This window comes from Pseudoalteromonas sp. SR41-4 (assembly GCF_014163985.1).
GTDB classification, from domain to species: Bacteria; Pseudomonadota; Gammaproteobacteria; order Enterobacterales; family Alteromonadaceae; genus Pseudoalteromonas; species Pseudoalteromonas rhizosphaerae.
In genome coordinates this window covers 29,402-48,978 of sequence record NZ_JACJEI010000012.1, presented here as the reverse complement: position 1 = coordinate 48,978, position 19,577 = coordinate 29,402, and the positions used below count along the sequence as shown (strand labels likewise).

Below are 19,577 nucleotides of genomic sequence, written 5' to 3'. Positions count from 1 at the left end.
TTATGTTTTCATAGCCACGGAGAAGACCATGAAACTGTCGCCAGTTTTAATTATATCTACATTAATACTGAGTTTAGTCGCCTGTAAAGAATCAAATACCGACACTCACGTCGAACAAGCTATTCGTCCAGTAAAACTATTTGAAATTGATACTAACTCAGATCAGACAATACGCAGTTTTCCGGCAGAAGTAGTGGCAAATCAAGGCTCTTATTTGGCGTTTAGAGTTAACGGTGAGTTATTAGAGTTCCCGGCATTGGCGGGTCAACATGTTGAAAAAGATCAACTCCTTGCCAAGTTAGACCCTGAAGATTTTCAACTGCAATATGATGAGCGAAAAGCACGTTTTGAATTGGCGCACTCGCAACTTGAACGCGTACAAAAACTATTTAATAAATCAATTACCAGTCAATCCGAACTTGATCAGGCACTTGCCAATAAACAGGTAGCTGAGTCGGCATTAAAAATTGCAAAAACCAACTTAGATAATAGCGAATTACGTGCCCCTTTTAGCGGCACCGTTTCCAAAGTGTTTGTTAAAAACTTTGAGAATATCCAAGCAAAACAAAACATTCTTCGCTTAGAAACCCGTGATTTAATGGATGTGATCATTCAAGTACCCGAAAAACTAATCGCCCGTATTGATAAAGACATTGACTATCAGCCAAGCGTGGTTTTTGACGGTTTTCCAAATAAATCATATACCTTAATGATTAAAGAATTCGACACCCAAGCAGATCCAGCCACATTAACTTACAAGGTGGTATTTTCATTACCAGTGCCTAAAGATTTTAACCTGTTGGCAGGCATGACCGGCAGTGTAGATATTGATCTAAGTAAAGTTACTCACTCGCAATCACACTATATTTTACTCCCTGTTGAAGCTGTGTTCTCTGAACCAACACAGCCTACTAATAACAGCTATGTCTGGCTATACGATCCACAGACTGGCAAGGTGAAAAAGCAAGCTGTTGAAGTTGGCCAATTACATCGACGTGGTATTGAAGTGCTTGCTGGTTTAGAGCAAGGTCAAACTGTGGTCGCGGCTGGTGTTCACTACCTTAAAGAAGGCATGCAAGTACGTCCGTGGCAAAAAGAGCGAGGCTTATAAAATGAGCATTGCTGAACTTGCCATAAAACAAAAGGTCGTCAGTTGGATGTGCGCGCTATTACTATTAATCGGTGGCGTAGTATCTTATTTAGGACTTGGTCAGCTTGAGGACCCTGAATTTACAATAAAAAAAGCCATGGTGATCACCTTATATCCTGGCGCTTCACCACAACAGGTAGAAGATGAAGTTACTTTTCCGATTGAAAATGCAATTCAACAATTGCCGTATGTGGATTACGTAACCAGCATTTCATCTCCAGGGAAATCACAAATTACCGTTGAAATGAAAAGCAACTATCGCAAACAAGACTTACGACAAATTTGGGATGAGCTACGGCGCAAGATTAACGATAACGCTTCATCACTGCCAAGTGGTGTATACCCAAGTACCATTTTAGATGATTTTGGCGACGTATACGGCGTAATGTATGCCGTCACTGGCGATGGTTACTCTTATGACGAACTAAAAAACTATGTTGATTACTTAAAGCGCGAACTGGTACTCGTTGACGGCGTAGGTAAAGTGACCGTCAGTGGTGAACAACAAGCACAGGTGATGGTTGAAATATCGACGCGTAAGCTGGCGCAGCTTGGTATTGCACCAACTAGAATTTATCAATTATTGCAATCACAAAATACCGTATCGAATGCAGGTAAAATACGCGTAGGCGATGAATCAATTAGACTGCACCCAACAGGCGAATTCAAAGACGTAAAAGAGCTCGAAAATCTACTGATCTCAAAACCAGGTGAAAATGAACTGATTTACCTCGGTGACGTTGCAACGGTGTTTCGTGAATACGCCGAAGTACCTAATAATGTAATCCGTTTTAACCAGCAGCAAGCCTTGCTCGTTGGCGTATCGTTTAGCAGTGGTGTAAACGTTGTGGATATAGGCGATAACATTAAAGCGCATTTAGCATCGCTTGAATATCAGCGCCCCCATGGCATGGAAATAAATACCGTTTATAACCAACCTGTTGAAGTCGAAAAATCAGTCAATGGCTTTATCATCAGCTTACTCGAAGCTGTCGCTATCGTTATTGTTGTCCTGCTTGTCTTTATGGGCTTTAAAAGTGGCGTACTGATCGGGGCAATTTTATTGCTGACCGTATTAGGTACATTCATTTTCATGAAACTGTTTGCGATTGATTTACAACGTATCTCTTTAGGTGCACTGATCATTGCATTAGGAATGTTGGTTGATAACGCCATCGTAGTCACTGAAGGTATTTTAATAAACCTAAAGCGAGGGCAAACAAAGATAAAAGCAGCGGCTAATATAGTGGAGCAAACAAAGTGGCCTTTACTTGGCGCAACCGTGATTGCTATTACTGCATTTGCGCCAATTGGCTTAAGCTCTGACGCTAGTGGGGAATTTGCCGGCAGCTTATTTTGGGTATTATTTATCTCATTATTATTAAGCTGGATCACTGCCATCACCTTAACTCCTTTCTTTGCTGACTTAATGTTTAAAGAAACAGAGCTCAAGCAGCAAAGCCATGATGAAGACCCATATCAAGGTGTGATCTTTAATCTATATAAAAGTTTATTAAGCACCTCGATGCGTTTTCGTAAAACCACTTTATTGTTGATGGTCGTTTTATTAGCTAGCTCTGTTTTTGGCTTTAAGTTTATTAAACAAGCGTTTTTTCCAGCTTCTAACACGCCAATGTTTTACGTAGATTATTGGCATACACAAGGGGCTGATATTCATGCCACTTTAGATGGCGTCGCCAAACTCGAAGCATTCTTACAAAAAGATGAGCTGGTCGAAGAAGTAACATCAACGATAGGCCAAGGCGCACCACGGTTTATGTTGACCTACGCACCTGAAAAATCATACCCAGCTTATGGTCAATTAATTATCCGTGTAAAAGACCGCGAAGCAGTGGCGACGATGATTGCAAAAGTTCGCGACTATGAATACAACCATGTATTTGATGCCAAGCTTAAAATAAAACGTATGGAAATAGGCCCTTCTACTGATGCTAAAATAGAAGCGCGTTTTTCGGGGGCTGATCCAGTAGTGCTTCGCCAATTAGCTAAACAAGCAAAAGAAGTGCTAGCAAAAGATGCCGGTGCTTATAATATTCGTGATGATTGGCGTGAACGCTCAAAACTCATTCGCCCGCAACTTAACGAACAAAAAGCACGGCGTCTGGGTATCGCTAAAACAGACTTGGACCAACTATTATTAACCAGTTTTTCCGGTAAAAAAGTCGGCATTTACAAAGATGGTACTCAACAGATCCCCATTATTGCCCGCTCACCTGCACAAGAGCGTCTTAATGTTGAAAGCCTCCGTGACCTACAAATATACAGCCCAGTATTAGGCGTATTCGTGCCAATTACTCAAGTGGTGGATGAGTTTGTTGTACAGTGGGAAGACAGCCTAATAATGCGCCGCGATCGCAAACGTACTATTACAGTAATGGCCGATCATGACGTAATAGGCGATGAAACACCCGCTAAACTATTTTCAAGAGTCAGGCCAGGTATTGAAGCAATTAAACTCCCTAATGGCTATGAATTACAATGGGGCGGTGAGTTTGAATCATCAACAAAGGCAAAAAAAGCTATTTTTGGCTCGTTACCTTTGGGCTATTTAGCGATGTTTGCAGTCACTGTGTTGCTATTTAACTCAGTAAAAAAACCACTGGTTATTTGGGCCACAGTACCTTTAGCAATCATCGGTGTCAGCGCCGGCTTGCTAGTGATGAACGCCGCATTTAGTTTTATGGCGCTACTTGGGTTATTAAGCTTAAGTGGTATGTTGATTAAAAATGGCATTGTGTTGGTAGATCAGATCAACCTTGAGCTCAGTGAAGGCAAAGAGCCTTATCAAGCAGTATTTGATTCCGGTGTAAGCCGTGTGCGCCCCGTTGCGATGGCAGCAATCACCACCATTTTAGGAATGATCCCATTATTATTTGATGTGTTCTTCCAATCAATGGCGGTGACGATTATGTTTGGTTTAGGCTTTGCAACCGTGTTGACATTAATCGTAGTGCCGGTGCTTTATACCGTGCTATTTAAAATTGAGGTGCCAAAAGCAAAATAACTGAGGTTTAAATAAAACCAGGAGCACAATTTATGTTGTTCCTGGTTTTACAATTTGATCTTATTTTTTAAGGCTTAATGTGCCTGTGCGAGTGGTGCTATTTCTTCTTGCAGGTTTGGCGTTAGTTTGGTCATTTTTAGAATCAAAACGGCCTTGTTTGACATGCTTAGCAAAATCACGCTTTTTATCGTTTTCTTTGTAAGGCGTGCGTGCTTGTTTCGGCTTGCTGATATTCGCAGGTTGTTTGTTCTCATCCACTGATAACTCTTCGGTTTTGCCCGAGTCGGCAATCGAATTATTAATCTCAGCCATTTCTTGCTCAGTTAAATGGCGCCACTGGCCAACATTTAAGCCTTTTAACGTGACATTCATAATACGTACGCGTTTTAAGGTGACCACTTCATAGCCCAAGTACTCGCACATACGACGAATTTGACGATTCAAACCTTGCGTTAATACAATAGTAAATTGTTGCGGTCCTGTTTGTGTAACTTTGCATTTTTTCGTGACTGTATCTAAAATTGGTAAACCACCTGCCATCTTATTCACAAACTGACGATTTAATGGCTTGTCGACTGTAACAACATATTCTTTTTCATGATTATTGCCAGCACGAAGAATTTTATTGACGATATCCCCTTCATTTGTCAGAAATATCAACCCTTCTGATGGCCGATCTAAGCGACCAATTGGAAAAATACGATCTGGGTAGTTAACCGCTTTGACGATATTACTTTGAATTTTACGCTCAGTTGTACAGGTTATACCAACGGGTTTGTTGTAAGCGATGTACGCCCGTTTCGGCACTTTCTTCAGCGGCTTACCATCAATCAGTACCGTGTCAGACAATGCTACTTTGACACCCATTTCCGGTCGTATACCATTGACAGTAACACGACCATCTTCAATATATTTATCCGCTTCGCGTCGTGAACAAAAACCGGTGTCACTAATAAATTTATTTAATCGTTTTAAGTCTGTCATGAGCCAAATTCACATTAATTTTAAAGGCCGATATTGTATACCCAAACCACCTTAAGATGCGAGCGCAGTTGAATTTAAAAGCGATTTAGACAAGGCACAGATTGCAAACAATAGAAGCCACTTGTTAAAATTAATCACGCAGTATAAAGCGCTGTTAAACCAACTATTAGCCTTTTCACAGCAAGCACCTAATCGGTTTGTTTATACTTAAACGATTGCTCTGTTTTACGGTATGTAGGTTTGCGCTAATTTTAACCTACATTGATAGAGAAAAAATTACCACACTATTTACAGTAGCTTCAACTCAAGCAGCATTTGTATACTTTCGCCAAATAAATTCCATTGGACCTTGCTTAAAATAACGCGAATAAATCACACTAAAGCTAAGTTGAAAAATGACTAAACCACTCACTAATACGTAATATTCTAAATGATTAAAGCTTAGCACCCAGTGCGGATAAAAAACTTTAAACAACACTAACAAGCAAATAGTTTGCATTAGATATAAAGTTAATGCGAGCCTTCCTGCACGCTGCAATGCAATAAAGTGAAAGTCATGTTTTGTCGTCAGCCTTACCACAAAATGAATAATTAATAGGGCTGTGAATAATGCTGCAAACCAGCTTACGGGTTCTTTTAATGCACTAATAAATAAGCTAGATTGATATTCAAAACTGATCCTAATCGCACTTAACAGTAGCGCAATTGACAAAACTCTGATTTTGCTTAATTTAGTTAAACCAGTCTCAAACAGTTTATTTTTATAGCCATAAATACCGAATAGCATTAATCCTGCAGCCATCCACAAAGTGATCAGCGGAAGTGCAATGAGCATCACGATAAACATCACACTATTATTGACAAAAATAGTTAATGCCGATCCTCGTGAAGCATTATAACTTGCTAAAAAATCGGCTGAATCTCGATAGATAGTCAGTGTGGGGTCAATTAAGGCTATCAAAAAAGTTATCGCTGCGGCTAATGATAGAAATTGCCAACCGCGTTTTAATAACATCTCGTCACTCGCATCAAGGTACTGTATGACCAACCAACCTGCGCATGCATAGATAAACAAAATATCACCAGCCCACAACAAAAAGCCATGCAGTAAACCAAACACGGCCAATACTTTTAAGCGTTTTTGCAATTGCTCAACCTGCTGGTAACGCTGCCACTGAATATATAAGCCAGCACCAAAGAGTAAGCAAAATAAGCTGCGAAAGCGGCCGTCAATAACACTAAGGCTCACCCATTGAATAACATGATCCGAAAAAGGCGGGGACTGTAATGGTACGTAACCAAATTCAAATAAACCAAAGGAATAGGCATTCATGTACATTAAGCCAAGCACAGCAACACCACGAATAACATCCATATTTTGATTACGCATTATTGGGCTCGACTTATTAGTTGTGCTTATGTATGTTTGACCAGTCTAGCGCATCTCGATAAAACTTCGGCAGTAAATCACTATTTATGTTAATAAATACAACTGCTTGCTCCATAGCCCACCAGCTACCTGATTCATACGCTTTTACTGTTGCAAGGATATAATACAGGGTGTTTTTTTCTTCCATTAGAGCGTCTTTGATTGGTTCTGGAAATGGTAAACGAAGGAGTAATTGCTCCATTGGGCGATCTAATATTGCATCCAACAACGAAAAAAGACCGGTTAAAAAGGCACTATTCGCTTGCGAAGGCGCTATCTTTTTCGCTATCAGCTCACAAAATCGGGCCCGAATGATACACATTTTGATCAATTCGTTAGGTTTCGTTTGTGCAACGTGAGCGGTGATAATCAAGCTAACAAACTTCTTTATATGATCATGACCTAAATAAACTAAAGCCTGTTTGAGTGACTCTATTTCTTTTTGGACAGGAAACACACCGCTGTTGATCAATCTTAATAACTTAAATGCTAACGCTGTATCTAATTGAAACAATCGCGCAATCGCATTGATATCAGGATGCTCTTTCATAACTTGTGCATAGATGGTCAAGGCTAATGCATAGTTTATATCAATATCTCTTTGTTGAATGACTACCGGCTTGGCAAAAAAATAACCCTGAAAATAATCAAAGCCCATCTTATGAGCTATTTTAAAATCATCAATAGTTTCGACTTTTTCGGCAAGCAACTTTAGCTTTTTGTATTTTTGCAGCCGTCGAATAAGCGGTTCAATTTGCTGCAAAGGTGTTATTTGAATATCAAATTTGATTAATTTAACAAGTTTTAAAAACCTTTCCCACTTAGGCTCATATACAAAATCGTCAAGTGCTAACACAAAGTTTTTATGAAACAGCGCACGACATAGCTGGTAGTTTTCTTCAGTCGGCTCAATTGTTTCGAGCAACTCAAGTACCACATCTTGCGAAGGCAAAAATGCACATAAATCCATTTTTAAAGAATCAGGACCGATATTTATCAGTGCTTTTTTACCAGAAGTAATATGTCGAGTGCCAAAATTAAGCTGATTTTCCATGATCAGTTTCGCCGTTGCGACACTTTCTTCAATATCCGGAAAATAATTATCACTACTATTACGAAACAACAATTCGTAGGCAACTACATGTTGACGACGATTGAATATTGCTTGGCGCGCAACAAATACTTGCACTTTTTCACCCTTAAACTCGACTATTGATGGTTAGTTACAAAATAAAAAACAATACTAAGTAACTAAATCATAATGTTATTACAATCCATTATAGCTAGTAAGATGATAAATAGCAGTATTAATTATAAAGTTTACTAATATAGTCCTTTGCTACGTGGGACCATGTAAAGCGAGCAGCCTTTGCATTGCTGACAATTTCGACCCATTGTTTAGGTTGTTCTTGTTTCAGAGTAAGAGTATTAGCAAAGCACGTTACTAGCGCCTCGCTTTGTGTTTGTAATGTGTCACCACTAAAACTAAAACCATTTTCCATATGTGTAATGGTATCCTTTAAGCCACCAACTTGGTGCACTAAACAAGGCTGTCCAGCTCGCATAGCTAGCATTTGGCTAATACCGCACGGTTCAAAGGAGCTTGGCATCAAGAATAAGTCTCCTAACTCATACAGTAATTCGCCAACGTTATTACCATAACCCCTTAAAAACAATAGGTTACTATTACGCGCCATGGCGGCTGTCATGACATCTTCAAGAGCCGTGTCACCGGAACCTAAAATTATCATACGTCCTTGCTGTTCATTTAACTTTTCACACAATGCATCAAGCACTTGCTGGTTTTCGTAGGGTTGGCGCAGTAACAAAGCTTTTTGATCGGTTAGGCGTCCAACACTGGTGACTAAAGGCCCTTTAACTGGCTGCTCAATAAACTGCTGTAACCGCTGATGAGCTATATAGTAACTGCTTTGCAGGTTAACTTCTTTAGCCATCCAAGCAAACAATGCCTGCTCTATTTCAAAGTATAATTGTGATAACGTACTGCTTATCTGCGCATTTTGATTGTGCTCAGTGTACTCACAGCCATTTAATATTCCGACGACTTTATTGTTTGCCATCGCATTATTCAAGTCGCGCTCTAAACCTTCGCCACCAAAAAAGCCGTTATGCGGTTCACTGGCTTGCAATACTTCTAGTGCGTAGCTTGGAGATACTAAATGTATCTTATCAACTAAATTGATAGCGCTGCGCATCGGATTAAAGCAATGAGGATAATGCGGATCGCATAATACCTCGCCGTTATAACTTAACGCCGGAAACCATGCTTCTAAACTTGAATCATCTCCTTTGAATGGGCGGATCCCTTGCAGTGCAATATTGTGTACTGTAAATATACTACGCAAAGAAGAAAAAGATGCAAACCGATGATCAAACTTTAACAATACCGCCACACACGCACTGTGCCAATCATGCAAATGCAACACATCGGGACGGGTGATAACACCTTGCAATAGCGCTTCACACACTGCAGCATTAAATAATGCAAACTTAGTGGCATCAGTGGCAAAAGGTCGGTCACCATCATCATTACAGTATACAGCGCCATGGTGCTGGCTAAATAACGGATGTGACATTACTAATTGCCTGACTTGCTGCTGATCTACATATACTTGCGACACTTGAACATCATAAATATATCCTGCAAAGGGCACATGGAGCGTGCCTAATTGCACACGCTCTAACGCGGTAAAACCATAATCTGGAATAACCACGTCAACGGTTAAGCCAAGCTCCGCTAATGCTTTGGGACAATCTCGTAGTACATCTGCAACACCACCCACTTTGGCATTTGGTAAAGCGTCATTTTCGGCCGCAACCATTAATACATGCATCTTTTTCTTACTTCCTACAACTGTATGATATTTAAGCTAACTGTTTACTCTCACGCTCTTGGCGCTCAAGCTTTTTGGAAAGTTCTGTGAGCATTTCACGAGTCACTAATACTATGCCCTTTTTAGACACTCTAAAACCATTTTCCTCGTCGACTTTACGATCAAAACCGATTTCAACACCCGCAGGCACTTCACAACCGCGGTCGATAATAGCACGACGAATGCGACAATTACGTTGAATAATTGCACCTGGTAATATCACCGACTCTTCAATTTCACAGTATGAACGAATATGTACATTAGAAAATAACAGTGATTTACGAACCACCGAGCCTGAAATGATACAGCCGCCTGATACGGTTGAATCTACAGCCATGCCACGTCTGTCGTCATTATCAAAAATAAACTTAGCGGGTGGCAGTTGTTCTTGGTAGGTCCAAATAGGCCAAGTTGGATCGTATAAATCCAGCTGTGGTTCTGGCATCACCAGCTCCATGTTTGCTTCCCAAAATGAGTCCAGTGTACCCACATCGCGCCAATAAGGTTGGCCGTCATGACCAGGCTCTCGAAATGGAAAAGCAAATACATTATGCTCTTCAATAATTGCCGGAATAATATCATGGCCAAAATCACGGCCTGAACCTTCGTTTTCTGCGTCTTTTTTTAGTTGTTCAAATAAGAACTCAGTATTAAATACATAATTACCCATTGATGCTAAGCAAGTCCCCGGACGACCAGGAATTGAACTTGGCATTTTCGGTTTTTCGTCAAAACGACGCACTCGCTTTTCTTCATCTACCGTCATCACACCAAATGTTTCTGCAGCTTCCTCGCAGGGAACTTCTATACAGCACACTGTCATGTCCGCACCAGTTTCTACATGTTTTGCCAATAAGCCACCGTAATCCATACGGTAAACATGATCGCCAGATAAAATCATTACATATTTAGGTAACTCATGACGGATAATATCCATATTTTGAAACACCGCATCAGCAGTGCCGCAATACCATTCGTCACCATAACGCTGTGATGCAGGTAATATCTCTACAGATTCACCCAGTTCCTTTTTAAAATGACCCCATGCACGGTTAACATGGCGGATCAGCGAGTGCGATTTATATTGTGTTGCAATCCCAACACGACGAATACCTGAATTAATACAGTTTGATAGCGGGAAATCGATAATACGATGTTTGCCACCAAAATAAACCGCCGGTTTGGCCCGCCAATTTGTTAATTCATGTAAGCGTGAACCTCTGCCCCCTGCTAAAATCAGTGCGTAGGTTTCTCGTGTCAGACTACTTATGTAGCGATTTGCATAACTTGGCATAATTTATCTCCGTATTAATCTTTGCTATTGCTTATGGCTGTGTCGGCCGAACTAGATGTTGTTAATGCTTCTAAATGCCAAATATCATCACTGTATTGGCTGATCGTTCTATCACTTGAAAAAGTACCACTGGCCGCAGTATTTAAAATACTCATTTGCGTCCAATGCTGTTGATCTTGATAAGCGTGTTCAACCGCTTTTTGAGCTTGTACAAAACTATCAAAATCGTGGGCAACCAACCAAGGATCATGAGGGCTTTTGATTGCACCAATAATGTCGTCAAATAAACCAGGTTCGAATAAATTAAAGTGCCCACTTTCAAGTAATTGCATAACATTCAGTAAGTCAGGTGTATTATGAATAATATGTAATGGGTTATAGCTTTGTTTTATTCCCTCAATTTGCTCAGCTTGTGCGCCGAATAAGAAGAAGTTATCAGCTCCTACTGCATCGCGAATTTCTATGTTAGCACCATCTAATGTGCCAATTGTCAGCGCACCATTCATCATAAACTTCATATTACCGGTACCAGATGCTTCTTTACCTGCGGTTGAAATTTGTTCAGACAAGTCTGTTGCGGGGCAAATAGTTTCCATTGCTGTAACATTATAATTTGGTAAAAATGCCACCCGTAAATAAGGCTGAGCAAGTGGATCTTTGTTGATCACATCTGCAACATTATTAATTAGCTTAATAATGCGCTTAGCCATGTAATACCCCGGTGCTGCTTTGCCTCCTAGTAATACACAGCGTGGCACTAAATTGGCGGTATCGCCACGACGAATACGGTCATATAGGTGAATAATGTGTAATACATTCAGTAATTGGCGCTTATACTCATGAATTCGTTTAACTTGCACATCAAATAGCATGCTAGTATCAAATTCAACACCACAACGTGCTTTGACTAAATCAACTAGCCGTTGTTTGTTTTCAAGTTTGACGCTTTGCCATTGTTTATGGAATTTAACATCATCATAATAGCGACGCAGCTGGCTAATTTGCGCAAAATCCCTCACCCAATCTTGACCAATTTTTTCACCAATCAACTGGGTTAGTTTAGGGTTACAATGAGCTATCCACCGCCTTGGCGTTACACCATTAGTTTTATTGTTGAATTTTTCAGGCCACAATTCATAAAAAGTTTTAAACAAACCTTCTTTAAGTAATTCTGTGTGCAATGCTGCTACGCCATTAACAGAAAAACTGCCAACAATGGCTAAATACGCCATTCTTACTTGTGGATCTGAGCCTTCTTCAATTAAAGACAGCGCTTGTTGTTTTGCAACATCACCCGGCCATGCCAACGCAACTTGAGCAAGAAAGCGCGCATTTATTTCATAAATTATTTCAAGAATACGCGGTAATAAACGCGCAAATAATGACACAGACCACTTTTCGAGCGCTTCTGGAAGCAACGTATGATTGGTATACGCCATGGTTTTTGTGGTGATCTGCCATGCAGCATCCCAATCCAAGTCATAATCATCAATCAGCAATCGCATTAACTCTGCAACAGCAATACTTGGGTGGGTGTCATTAAGTTGAAAAACATGAAAATCAGCAAAATCACTAAACTTTTCACCATGCTGTGATACCCATAGACCAACAATATCTTGTAAGCTCGCCGACGATAAAAAGTATTGCTGCCTTAAACGTAGCTCTTTACCATTTTCGCTGCTGTCATTAGGATAAAGTACCATGGTGATTTGTTCGGCAAGGTTTTTATGCGCGACGGCTTCTGAGTAACTACCGGCGTTAAACTCACCTAAATCAAACTCATCAGTGGCTTCTGATTTCCAGAGTCTGAGGGTGTTAACTATGTCATTTTTATAGCCAGGGATCGGCACATCATAAGGGACAGCTAATACATCTTCAGTGTCTAACCATTGTCGATGAATGCGTCCGTTCTTATCAGTATAACTTTCAACATGGCCAAAAAACTTAACACGCTTGGCTTGCTCTGGTGCGCTCAGCTCCCATGGATGCCCTTCACGTAACCAATTATCAGGCTGCTCTATTTGATGGCCATTTTCGATTGACTGGTTAAACATGCCGTATTCATAACGAATACCATAACCGGTTACAGGTAATGCTAAACTCGCACAACTATCTAGAAAACACGCAGCTAAGCGGCCTAAACCACCATTACCTAACCCAGCGTCATGCTCTGCTTGCGCAACATGTTCAATGTGAGCGCAATAATTATTAAGTGCAAGTTTGACTTGCTCTTCTAAATCTAAATTTAAAATGGCATTACCTAGTGCTCGGCCCATTAAAAACTCAAGTGATATATAAGCCGTTTTACGACGCTTTTCACTGTGCATTTGCTGTTTTGTTGCTCGACAACGAGCGACTAATCGATCGCGAATTGTCAACGCTAGTGCGTTATACAAATACAGTTGAGACTTTCCGACCTTATCGCGCCCAAGGGTATAATAGAAATGGCGTGATAAATCATCTTCAAGCGTACTTTCATCTATTAAAGGGGCATCTTGCCAACCTTTAGCAACACACATTTGTTCACCATTATTCGCCATTACATTCGTCCTCTAAATTGGCTGTAAAAACCCAACTGCTTTGTGCAGCAACCTCAAACTGTTCTGTATTTTTAACCATTGCTTGATCAACACTGCTAAGCGCTAAACGCCATACCGATAAATCGTGATTAGCAGGTAATTGACATTTAACTGCCACATTACTGGCATTCAAAATAATGAGTAATGCCGTATTTAGTTGTGTATCTTTTAAGCTATACATCAAAAACTGTTTTGAACCATCATGCCAGTCACTTTCTTGCATGGCTTGGCTTTGCTCGGTATACCAATCAACACTAAATCGCTTATCGCTATCGTGTAAAAATACACTGTGTTTAAACACACAGTGTTGCTTTCGTAAGGTCAATACATCGTCAATAAAACGAATGAGGCTGTGGCTACGCTGCGAGTCTTTCCATGCCAGCCAACTAGTGCGGTTATTTTGACAATAAGCATTGTTATTCCCTCCTTGCGAGTGCCCCATTTCACTGCCTGATGACAGCATAGGCACCCCTTTGGAAAGTAGTAAGGTAAGTAAAAAGTTTTTTTGTTGTTGTAACCGCATGGAGGTAACTTTTAAATCATCAGTAAAGCCTTCAACACCGCAATTAAACGAATAATTAGCACTGTGCCCATCGCGGTTTTGTTCACCATTTGCTTCGTTATGCTTTTGTTCGTAACTCACTAAATCGGTTAAAGTAAAGCCATCATGACTGGTTATAAAATTAATACTATTTAATGGCCCACGGTGATTATGATCAAACAAATCAAAAGAGCCATGTAAACGTTTTGCAAGATCAGCCAGCATATTGTGCTGCCCTTGCCAAAAGCGCCTAACAACATCACGGTATTTATCATTCCACTCACGCCAAGGCGCAGGAAATGCTCCCAATTGATAACCACCAGGGCCTATGTCCCAAGGCTCAGCAATTAATTTCACTTGGCTTAACACTGGATCTTGATTGATTGCTTGTAAAAAACTATGGGTTTGGCTAAAGCCATGCGGCGTCCGTCCAAGAATAGTTGCTAAATCAAACCTAAAACCATCAACACCCATTATTTCTACCCAATAACGTAAGCTATCGAGTACCATTTTCAAGCTAAATGGGTCGTCTATATTTAAGGTATTACCACACCCAGTGTCATTGATATAAACTTCAGGGTTATCGTTAACACTACGGTAATAACCAGGGTTATTTAGGCCGCGCCAAGATAACAAAGGACCGTCGCTACCAGCCTCTGCGGTGTGGTTGTAAACCACATCTAAAATCACTTCAATACCCGCTTGATGAAGTTTAGTAACCATTTGTTGAAATTCACCAATTTCATCAGTTACTAAGTAATCTTTATTTGGTGTAAAAAAATTTAATGTATTGTAACCCCAGTAGTTTTGCAGGCCTTTGGCGGTTAAAAACTGTTCGCTAATAAAACTATGTACCGGTAACAATTCTAAAGTGGTTACGCCAAGTGTACGTAAATGCTCTATAAAACTGGGATGGCTCAAGCCCAAATAGGTACCTTGTAGCTGACTTGGAATAGAGGGATGTCGTGCTGTGGCGCCTTTAACGTGACATTCATAAATAACCGTTTCTCCCCAACTATGGCCCGGTTTTTTACCTTGATAAGGCTGCAGCTGTGTGACTTTAGATTTAGGGATATCAATGGCGTTATTTACCGTACTCAAAGTACCTTTAGGCATTTGCCCATAGTGGCGTTCACTCCAGGTAAACTCACCAAATAAATCTTTTGCATAGGGATCAATTAACAATTTTTGGCTATTAAAAAACAATCCTTTTTTAGGTTGATATTCACCTTCTGCGCGATAACCATATAAAGTGCCCATAGCCAGTGGGGTTATATGTAAACTCCATATCCCCCCTTCATTATTATTCATTGCTAACTTTAAAACTTCGGTATGACCACTGGCATCAAATAAACACACATACAACTGTTTAGCCAATGGCGCATAAACGGCAAAATTTACACCGTTTGTTAATACACTGGCTCCCAGCGGAAAAGTTTGCCCTTTATTTAATTCAATCGATAAACTCATCAGCCACCCTTTTTAAATAAACCGTCGCAAGCGCTGGCAGTGAGAGTTTAATACTATGTTGATGCCCGTGGCATGGAGTTGCTGTACTAGTTGTTTTAGCTGATTGCCCACACACTTGTACTCCAGAACCAAATAACTGTTCATCATCGGTATTTAAAATTACTTCAAATTCACCTGAGCTTGGCACACCAATACAATAATCATGATAAACCGTTGGTGTGAGGTTACTTACCACAACCACGTAATTACTTGCTTTCTTAGCAAAGCGAATAAAACTAAAAATACTCTGTTGAGCATTTTGATTATCGATCCAGCTAAAACCTGACGGTTCAGTATCTAGCTGATGTAAAGCTGGAACTTCGCGATATACTTTATTGAGCTGCGCGATAGTTCGTTGCACACCTTGATGCGATAGATGCTCAAGCAAATGCCAATCAATTGATTGATCATGATTCCACTCGCTACGCTGGGCAATCTCACCGCCCATGAACAGTAATTTTTTGCCCGGATGCGCCCACATAAATGCATAGTACGCGCGTAAATTTGCAAATTTTTGCCAATCATCACCAGGCATTTTTTCAATTAATGAGCCTTTACCGTGCACCACTTCATCGTGGCTCAAAGGTAAAATATAATTTTCACTATAGGCATACACCATCGAAAAAGTTAATTCATGATGATGATGTTGGCGATATAATGGATCGCGTTGCATATAGTGAAGGCTGTCGTTCATCCAGCCCATATTCCACTTGTAGCCAAATCCTAAGCCATCATGATTCACCTGACGGGTAACACCAGGCCACGCTGTTGACTCTTCAGCCACCATCATAATGCCGGGGTTATTAGCATAACAACGTAAGTTAACTTGCTTTAAACACTCAATAGCACCAAGATTCTCGCGCCCGCCAAACTTATTCGGGATCCACTGTCCATCTTCACGACTGTAATCAAGGTACAGCATTGAGGCAACAGCATCGACACGTAATCCATCAATGGCAAATTCTTCTAACCAATACATTGCATTAGCAACTAAAAAGCTGCGGACCTCTGGGCGATCATAGTTGTAGATATAGGTATTCCAATCTGGATGGAAACCTTGACGCACATCGGCATGTTCAAATAAATGTGTGCCATCAAAACGATGCAAGCCATGCGGATCACTTGGGAAGTGGCCTGGAACCCAATCAATGAGTAAACCAATGTTAGCTTGGTGACATTGCTCTACAAAATAACGAAAATCATCCAAACCGCCAAACCGACTCGTTGGTGCAAATAAGCCAACTGGCTGATACCCCCAAGAACCATCAAATGGAAATTCACTGATCGGCATAAGTTGGATATGCGAAAAGCCTTGTTCAGTGACATAATTAATTAACCGCTGTGCTAATTCTTGATAAGTTAAATAACGATCTCCCTCTTCTCGCTGCCAAGAACCTAAATGCACTTCATAGATAGAGATAGGTGCATCAATCGCGTTGCGTTTAACACGCTGACGTTGCATTTTATCAGTTAGTTTAATTGCTGCGGGCCGAGTTTGAAGTACTGAAGCAGTGCCTGGTGCTTGCTGCATTTTAAATGCAAATGGATCAGCCTTTTCGAGCACTTCGCCACTGAGAGTTGTTATAGAAAACTTATAACACTGACCTTCACTGAGCTCTGGAATAAATAAGTCCCAGACTCCAGACGCAGGGTTAAAACGCATAAAGTGTTGGCTTTGCTGCCAGTGATTAAATTCGCCAATAACTGAAACACTGCTAGCATTAGGTGCCCAAACACTAAAACGTACACCTGAAACACCTTTAAAATCAATGAAGTGGCCACCAAGATGGCGATATGCGTGCTCTAATGTGCCTTCATTAAATAAGTACATAGCACTATCATCTAGGCTGCTATCAAAACTATACACATCTTCACAAATAACCTGACAATCGCTGTAATCTACCACTAGCTGATAAGCTGAAATATCTTGATTATCAAGCTGTGCTATAAATAAATCTGAATCACCATAGCGTGTGCTAACAATCATTTGCTGAGGCAGTTTTATCGTTACTTTTGTTGCCCCGGGCATATAACAGCGTATTTCACTGTGCGTGTCAGTAATTGCATGTACGCCTAAAAAACTAAACGGATCTTTAAAACAGCCACGCTTTAAAGCATTAACTTGTTGATCATAGTGCTGTGACTTTGCGGTTTTACGAACAATACTGTTCATTTAATTAGTCCTTATGGAATTAATAGCACTGAGGAATGCACTGTGACGTGTGAATATTTGTTCACTTGAATGCGTTAATACCCGACGCCAATTAGGGTATTCTTGATCCGTTCCAGGAATGTTTACAGGTAACGTTTGCTCATCTAAATCATCGAGCTGGATAGTAAATAACCGCGCTGGTGCAGCGGCCAAGCCTAAGGTCAGCGCCTGATAAACATCACTTGCTGTACTATCTAAAAACAAGGTGTGTGCTGCACATCCTGACAGAAAACGCAGTAGTCGTTGTTTTTCAATATCTCGGTCTGCACGCAGTTGAGTTAACTGTTGTTCATCAATTAATTGATATTTTAATTTCAAAGTAAGATCAAGCCCCTGCCACCAACCAAAGAAAGGCGGTACATCATGGTTTGCAACCATTAACAATGATTGTGGCGCAAATGACTGGGCCGCTAAAAATTCACCTTGATAATCTTTTTCAAAATAGAATAAGCTATTTGAAAATATTGCTTTATCTGCAAGTGCAGCTTTCACCTCTGGTGGAACAACCCCAAGATCTTCACCAATGACAATACATTGATTCAAATGGGATTCTATTGTCAGTACCGCTAATAAATGCTCAAATGGATAATACACATAGCAACCATCTTGTTGCTGTTGATGCTCGAAACACCACCATAAACGGCGAATTGCCATAACATGATCGATACGCAAACCACCGACGTTTTCCATATTTGCACGGATCAATGCTCGGTAGTAGCTAAAATTATTATCACTGAGCTTAATCGGATTCAGTGCTGGCAATCCCCAGTTCTGGCCATGCTCTGCCCATGGATCAGGCGGTGCGCCTACATAAGCAGAATCGGTAAATAACGATTGTTGATTGAGGAATTCGCTACCATCGCCGGCGCAACCCACCGCTAAATCATTGATCAAACCAATACTCATTCCCTGCTCTCGGGCGGTAGTTTGGCATAATTTTAATTGCACATATGCTTGCCATTGCAAGTAGTAAGCAAAGTCGCTGTCAGTAACTTTTAAGGTCGCAAGTGTCGCACCATGTTGTTGACAAAAATCACTAAAGTGTTGTTTGCGGTGCTTACTCCCATGCATACAAAAATGCTGGTATAGCAAGTTAAAGGCTGCGTATTTGAACTCACTCACTGCACTGTAATTAATATACTGCGACTGCAGAGTCCGCTTTTTAAAGTCACTCGCATAGTTGCTTTGTAAATACGCAGTGATATTGGGGTTATTAATGCTGTCATCGCATAAATCAATTGATATATAGAGTGGATTTAATAATGCACGATTATTCGGGCTATATGGACTTGCTCGCTCTGGTTGCTCAGAAAATAATAAATGCAGTGGATTGAGTAAAATATAATCCAGTTTATGACTTGCTGCTTGCTCTGTCATAGATAATAAATCGGCAAAATCGCCTATCCCTAGTGCTGCATTATTTTTTAAACTGTAAAGTTGAATTGAAAGCCCACTTTGTTTTTTATCCGTCACTTGAAAGCTATATTTAGGTGTCACCCACAGTTGAGTTTCAGCCGTTAAACCTGCAACGTTAATGCTTGCATCATGATAACCAGTAGGCAATGCTGGAAGCGGGAAAATGAGCTCTAAATAAGTGACGTCGTTAAACAAATAATCGCCACTGCATTGTAAATCAGCTAATTGGTGAGTAATGCTGGGCAAATCAAGCTGCGCAAATGAGACTGTACATTGTTGCCCTAACATACGCTTATCAATACGCACTTTAACGGCTGGTTGTTCAGCACATACCAAACTACAATCGGGTACTAATTGCAGCCATTTATTGGCATCTAAGCTGATATTTAAATGAGAAATTTGGGCGTGATCCGTAACATCAACACCACAACAACTGAGTGCCGCACTGCGGGTTGCATCGCTAAAAACCACGTGTTCACCAGTATACTTGGTGTATTCATAGCCAATACCATGTAGATAAAAAAGCTGTGAAAGAGACTCCATT

11 protein-coding genes are annotated in these 19,577 nt (G+C 40.5%); 2 read left to right on the top strand and 9 right to left on the bottom strand.

What is annotated here, in order from left to right; all coding sequences use genetic code 11:
- The first annotated feature begins 28 nt into the window (after positions 1–28).
- Both H5180_RS11390 and H5180_RS11385 read left to right on the top strand, forming a co-directional pair.
- Positions 29–1,111, top strand: coding sequence for an efflux RND transporter periplasmic adaptor subunit (locus H5180_RS11390; RefSeq protein ID WP_145235892.1), 1,083 nt, complete (start codon positions 29–31; stop codon positions 1,109–1,111).
- Between the two features lies 1 nt (position 1,112).
- The gene (locus tag H5180_RS11385) at positions 1,113–4,175 is read left to right on the top strand and encodes an efflux RND transporter permease subunit (RefSeq protein ID WP_182758264.1); all 3,063 of its coding nucleotides are present in this window, start codon (positions 1,113–1,115) and stop codon (positions 4,173–4,175) included.
- 60 nt (positions 4,176–4,235) lie between these two features.
- On the opposite strand, the gene rluF is transcribed toward H5180_RS11385, so the two are convergent.
- The 9 genes from rluF to malQ form a co-directional block, all read right to left on the bottom strand.
- The gene (gene rluF, locus H5180_RS11380) at positions 4,236–5,159 is read right to left on the bottom strand and encodes a 23S rRNA pseudouridine(2604) synthase RluF (protein WP_145235899.1); all 924 of its coding nucleotides are present in this window, start codon (positions 5,157–5,159) and stop codon (positions 4,236–4,238) included.
- Positions 5,160–5,463: 304 nt separating this feature from the next.
- Positions 5,464–6,549, bottom strand: coding sequence for a DUF418 domain-containing protein (locus tag H5180_RS11375; RefSeq protein ID WP_145235902.1), 1,086 nt, complete (start codon positions 6,547–6,549; stop codon positions 5,464–5,466).
- A 16-nt stretch (positions 6,550–6,565) separates the two neighbouring features.
- Positions 6,566–7,777, bottom strand: coding sequence for an EAL and HDOD domain-containing protein (locus H5180_RS11370; protein ID WP_182731590.1), 1,212 nt, complete (start codon positions 7,775–7,777; stop codon positions 6,566–6,568).
- Positions 7,778–7,895: 118 nt separating this feature from the next.
- Positions 7,896–9,443, bottom strand: coding sequence for a glycogen synthase (locus H5180_RS11365; RefSeq protein ID WP_182758263.1), 1,548 nt, complete (start codon positions 9,441–9,443; stop codon positions 7,896–7,898).
- Between the two features lie 31 nt (positions 9,444–9,474).
- Positions 9,475–10,776 carry a glucose-1-phosphate adenylyltransferase gene (glgC, locus tag H5180_RS11360; RefSeq protein WP_145235911.1) on the bottom strand — a complete coding sequence of 434 codons (1,302 nt, stop codon included), beginning with the start codon at positions 10,774–10,776 and terminating at the stop codon, positions 9,475–9,477.
- A gap of 14 nt (positions 10,777–10,790) precedes the next feature.
- The gene (locus tag H5180_RS11355; RefSeq protein WP_182758262.1) at positions 10,791–13,316 is read right to left on the bottom strand and encodes a glycogen/starch/alpha-glucan phosphorylase; all 2,526 of its coding nucleotides are present in this window, start codon (positions 13,314–13,316) and stop codon (positions 10,791–10,793) included.
- Complete coding sequence (glgX, locus tag H5180_RS11350; RefSeq protein ID WP_145235917.1) at positions 13,306–15,366, bottom strand: glycogen debranching protein GlgX; 2,061 nt, start codon at positions 15,364–15,366, stop codon at positions 13,306–13,308. Before glgX ends, H5180_RS11355 begins: the two co-directional genes overlap by 11 nt.
- Positions 15,350–17,578, bottom strand: a complete 2,229-nt coding sequence (glgB, locus tag H5180_RS11345) for a 1,4-alpha-glucan branching protein GlgB (RefSeq protein ID WP_182758261.1) — start codon at positions 17,576–17,578, stop codon at positions 15,350–15,352. The genes glgX and glgB overlap by 17 nt, the downstream gene beginning before the upstream one ends.
- Entirely contained in the window at positions 17,579–19,576 is a 1,998-nt protein-coding gene (malQ, locus tag H5180_RS11340) for a 4-alpha-glucanotransferase (protein WP_182758260.1), read from the bottom strand.
- Position 19,577: the final 1 nt, after the last annotated feature.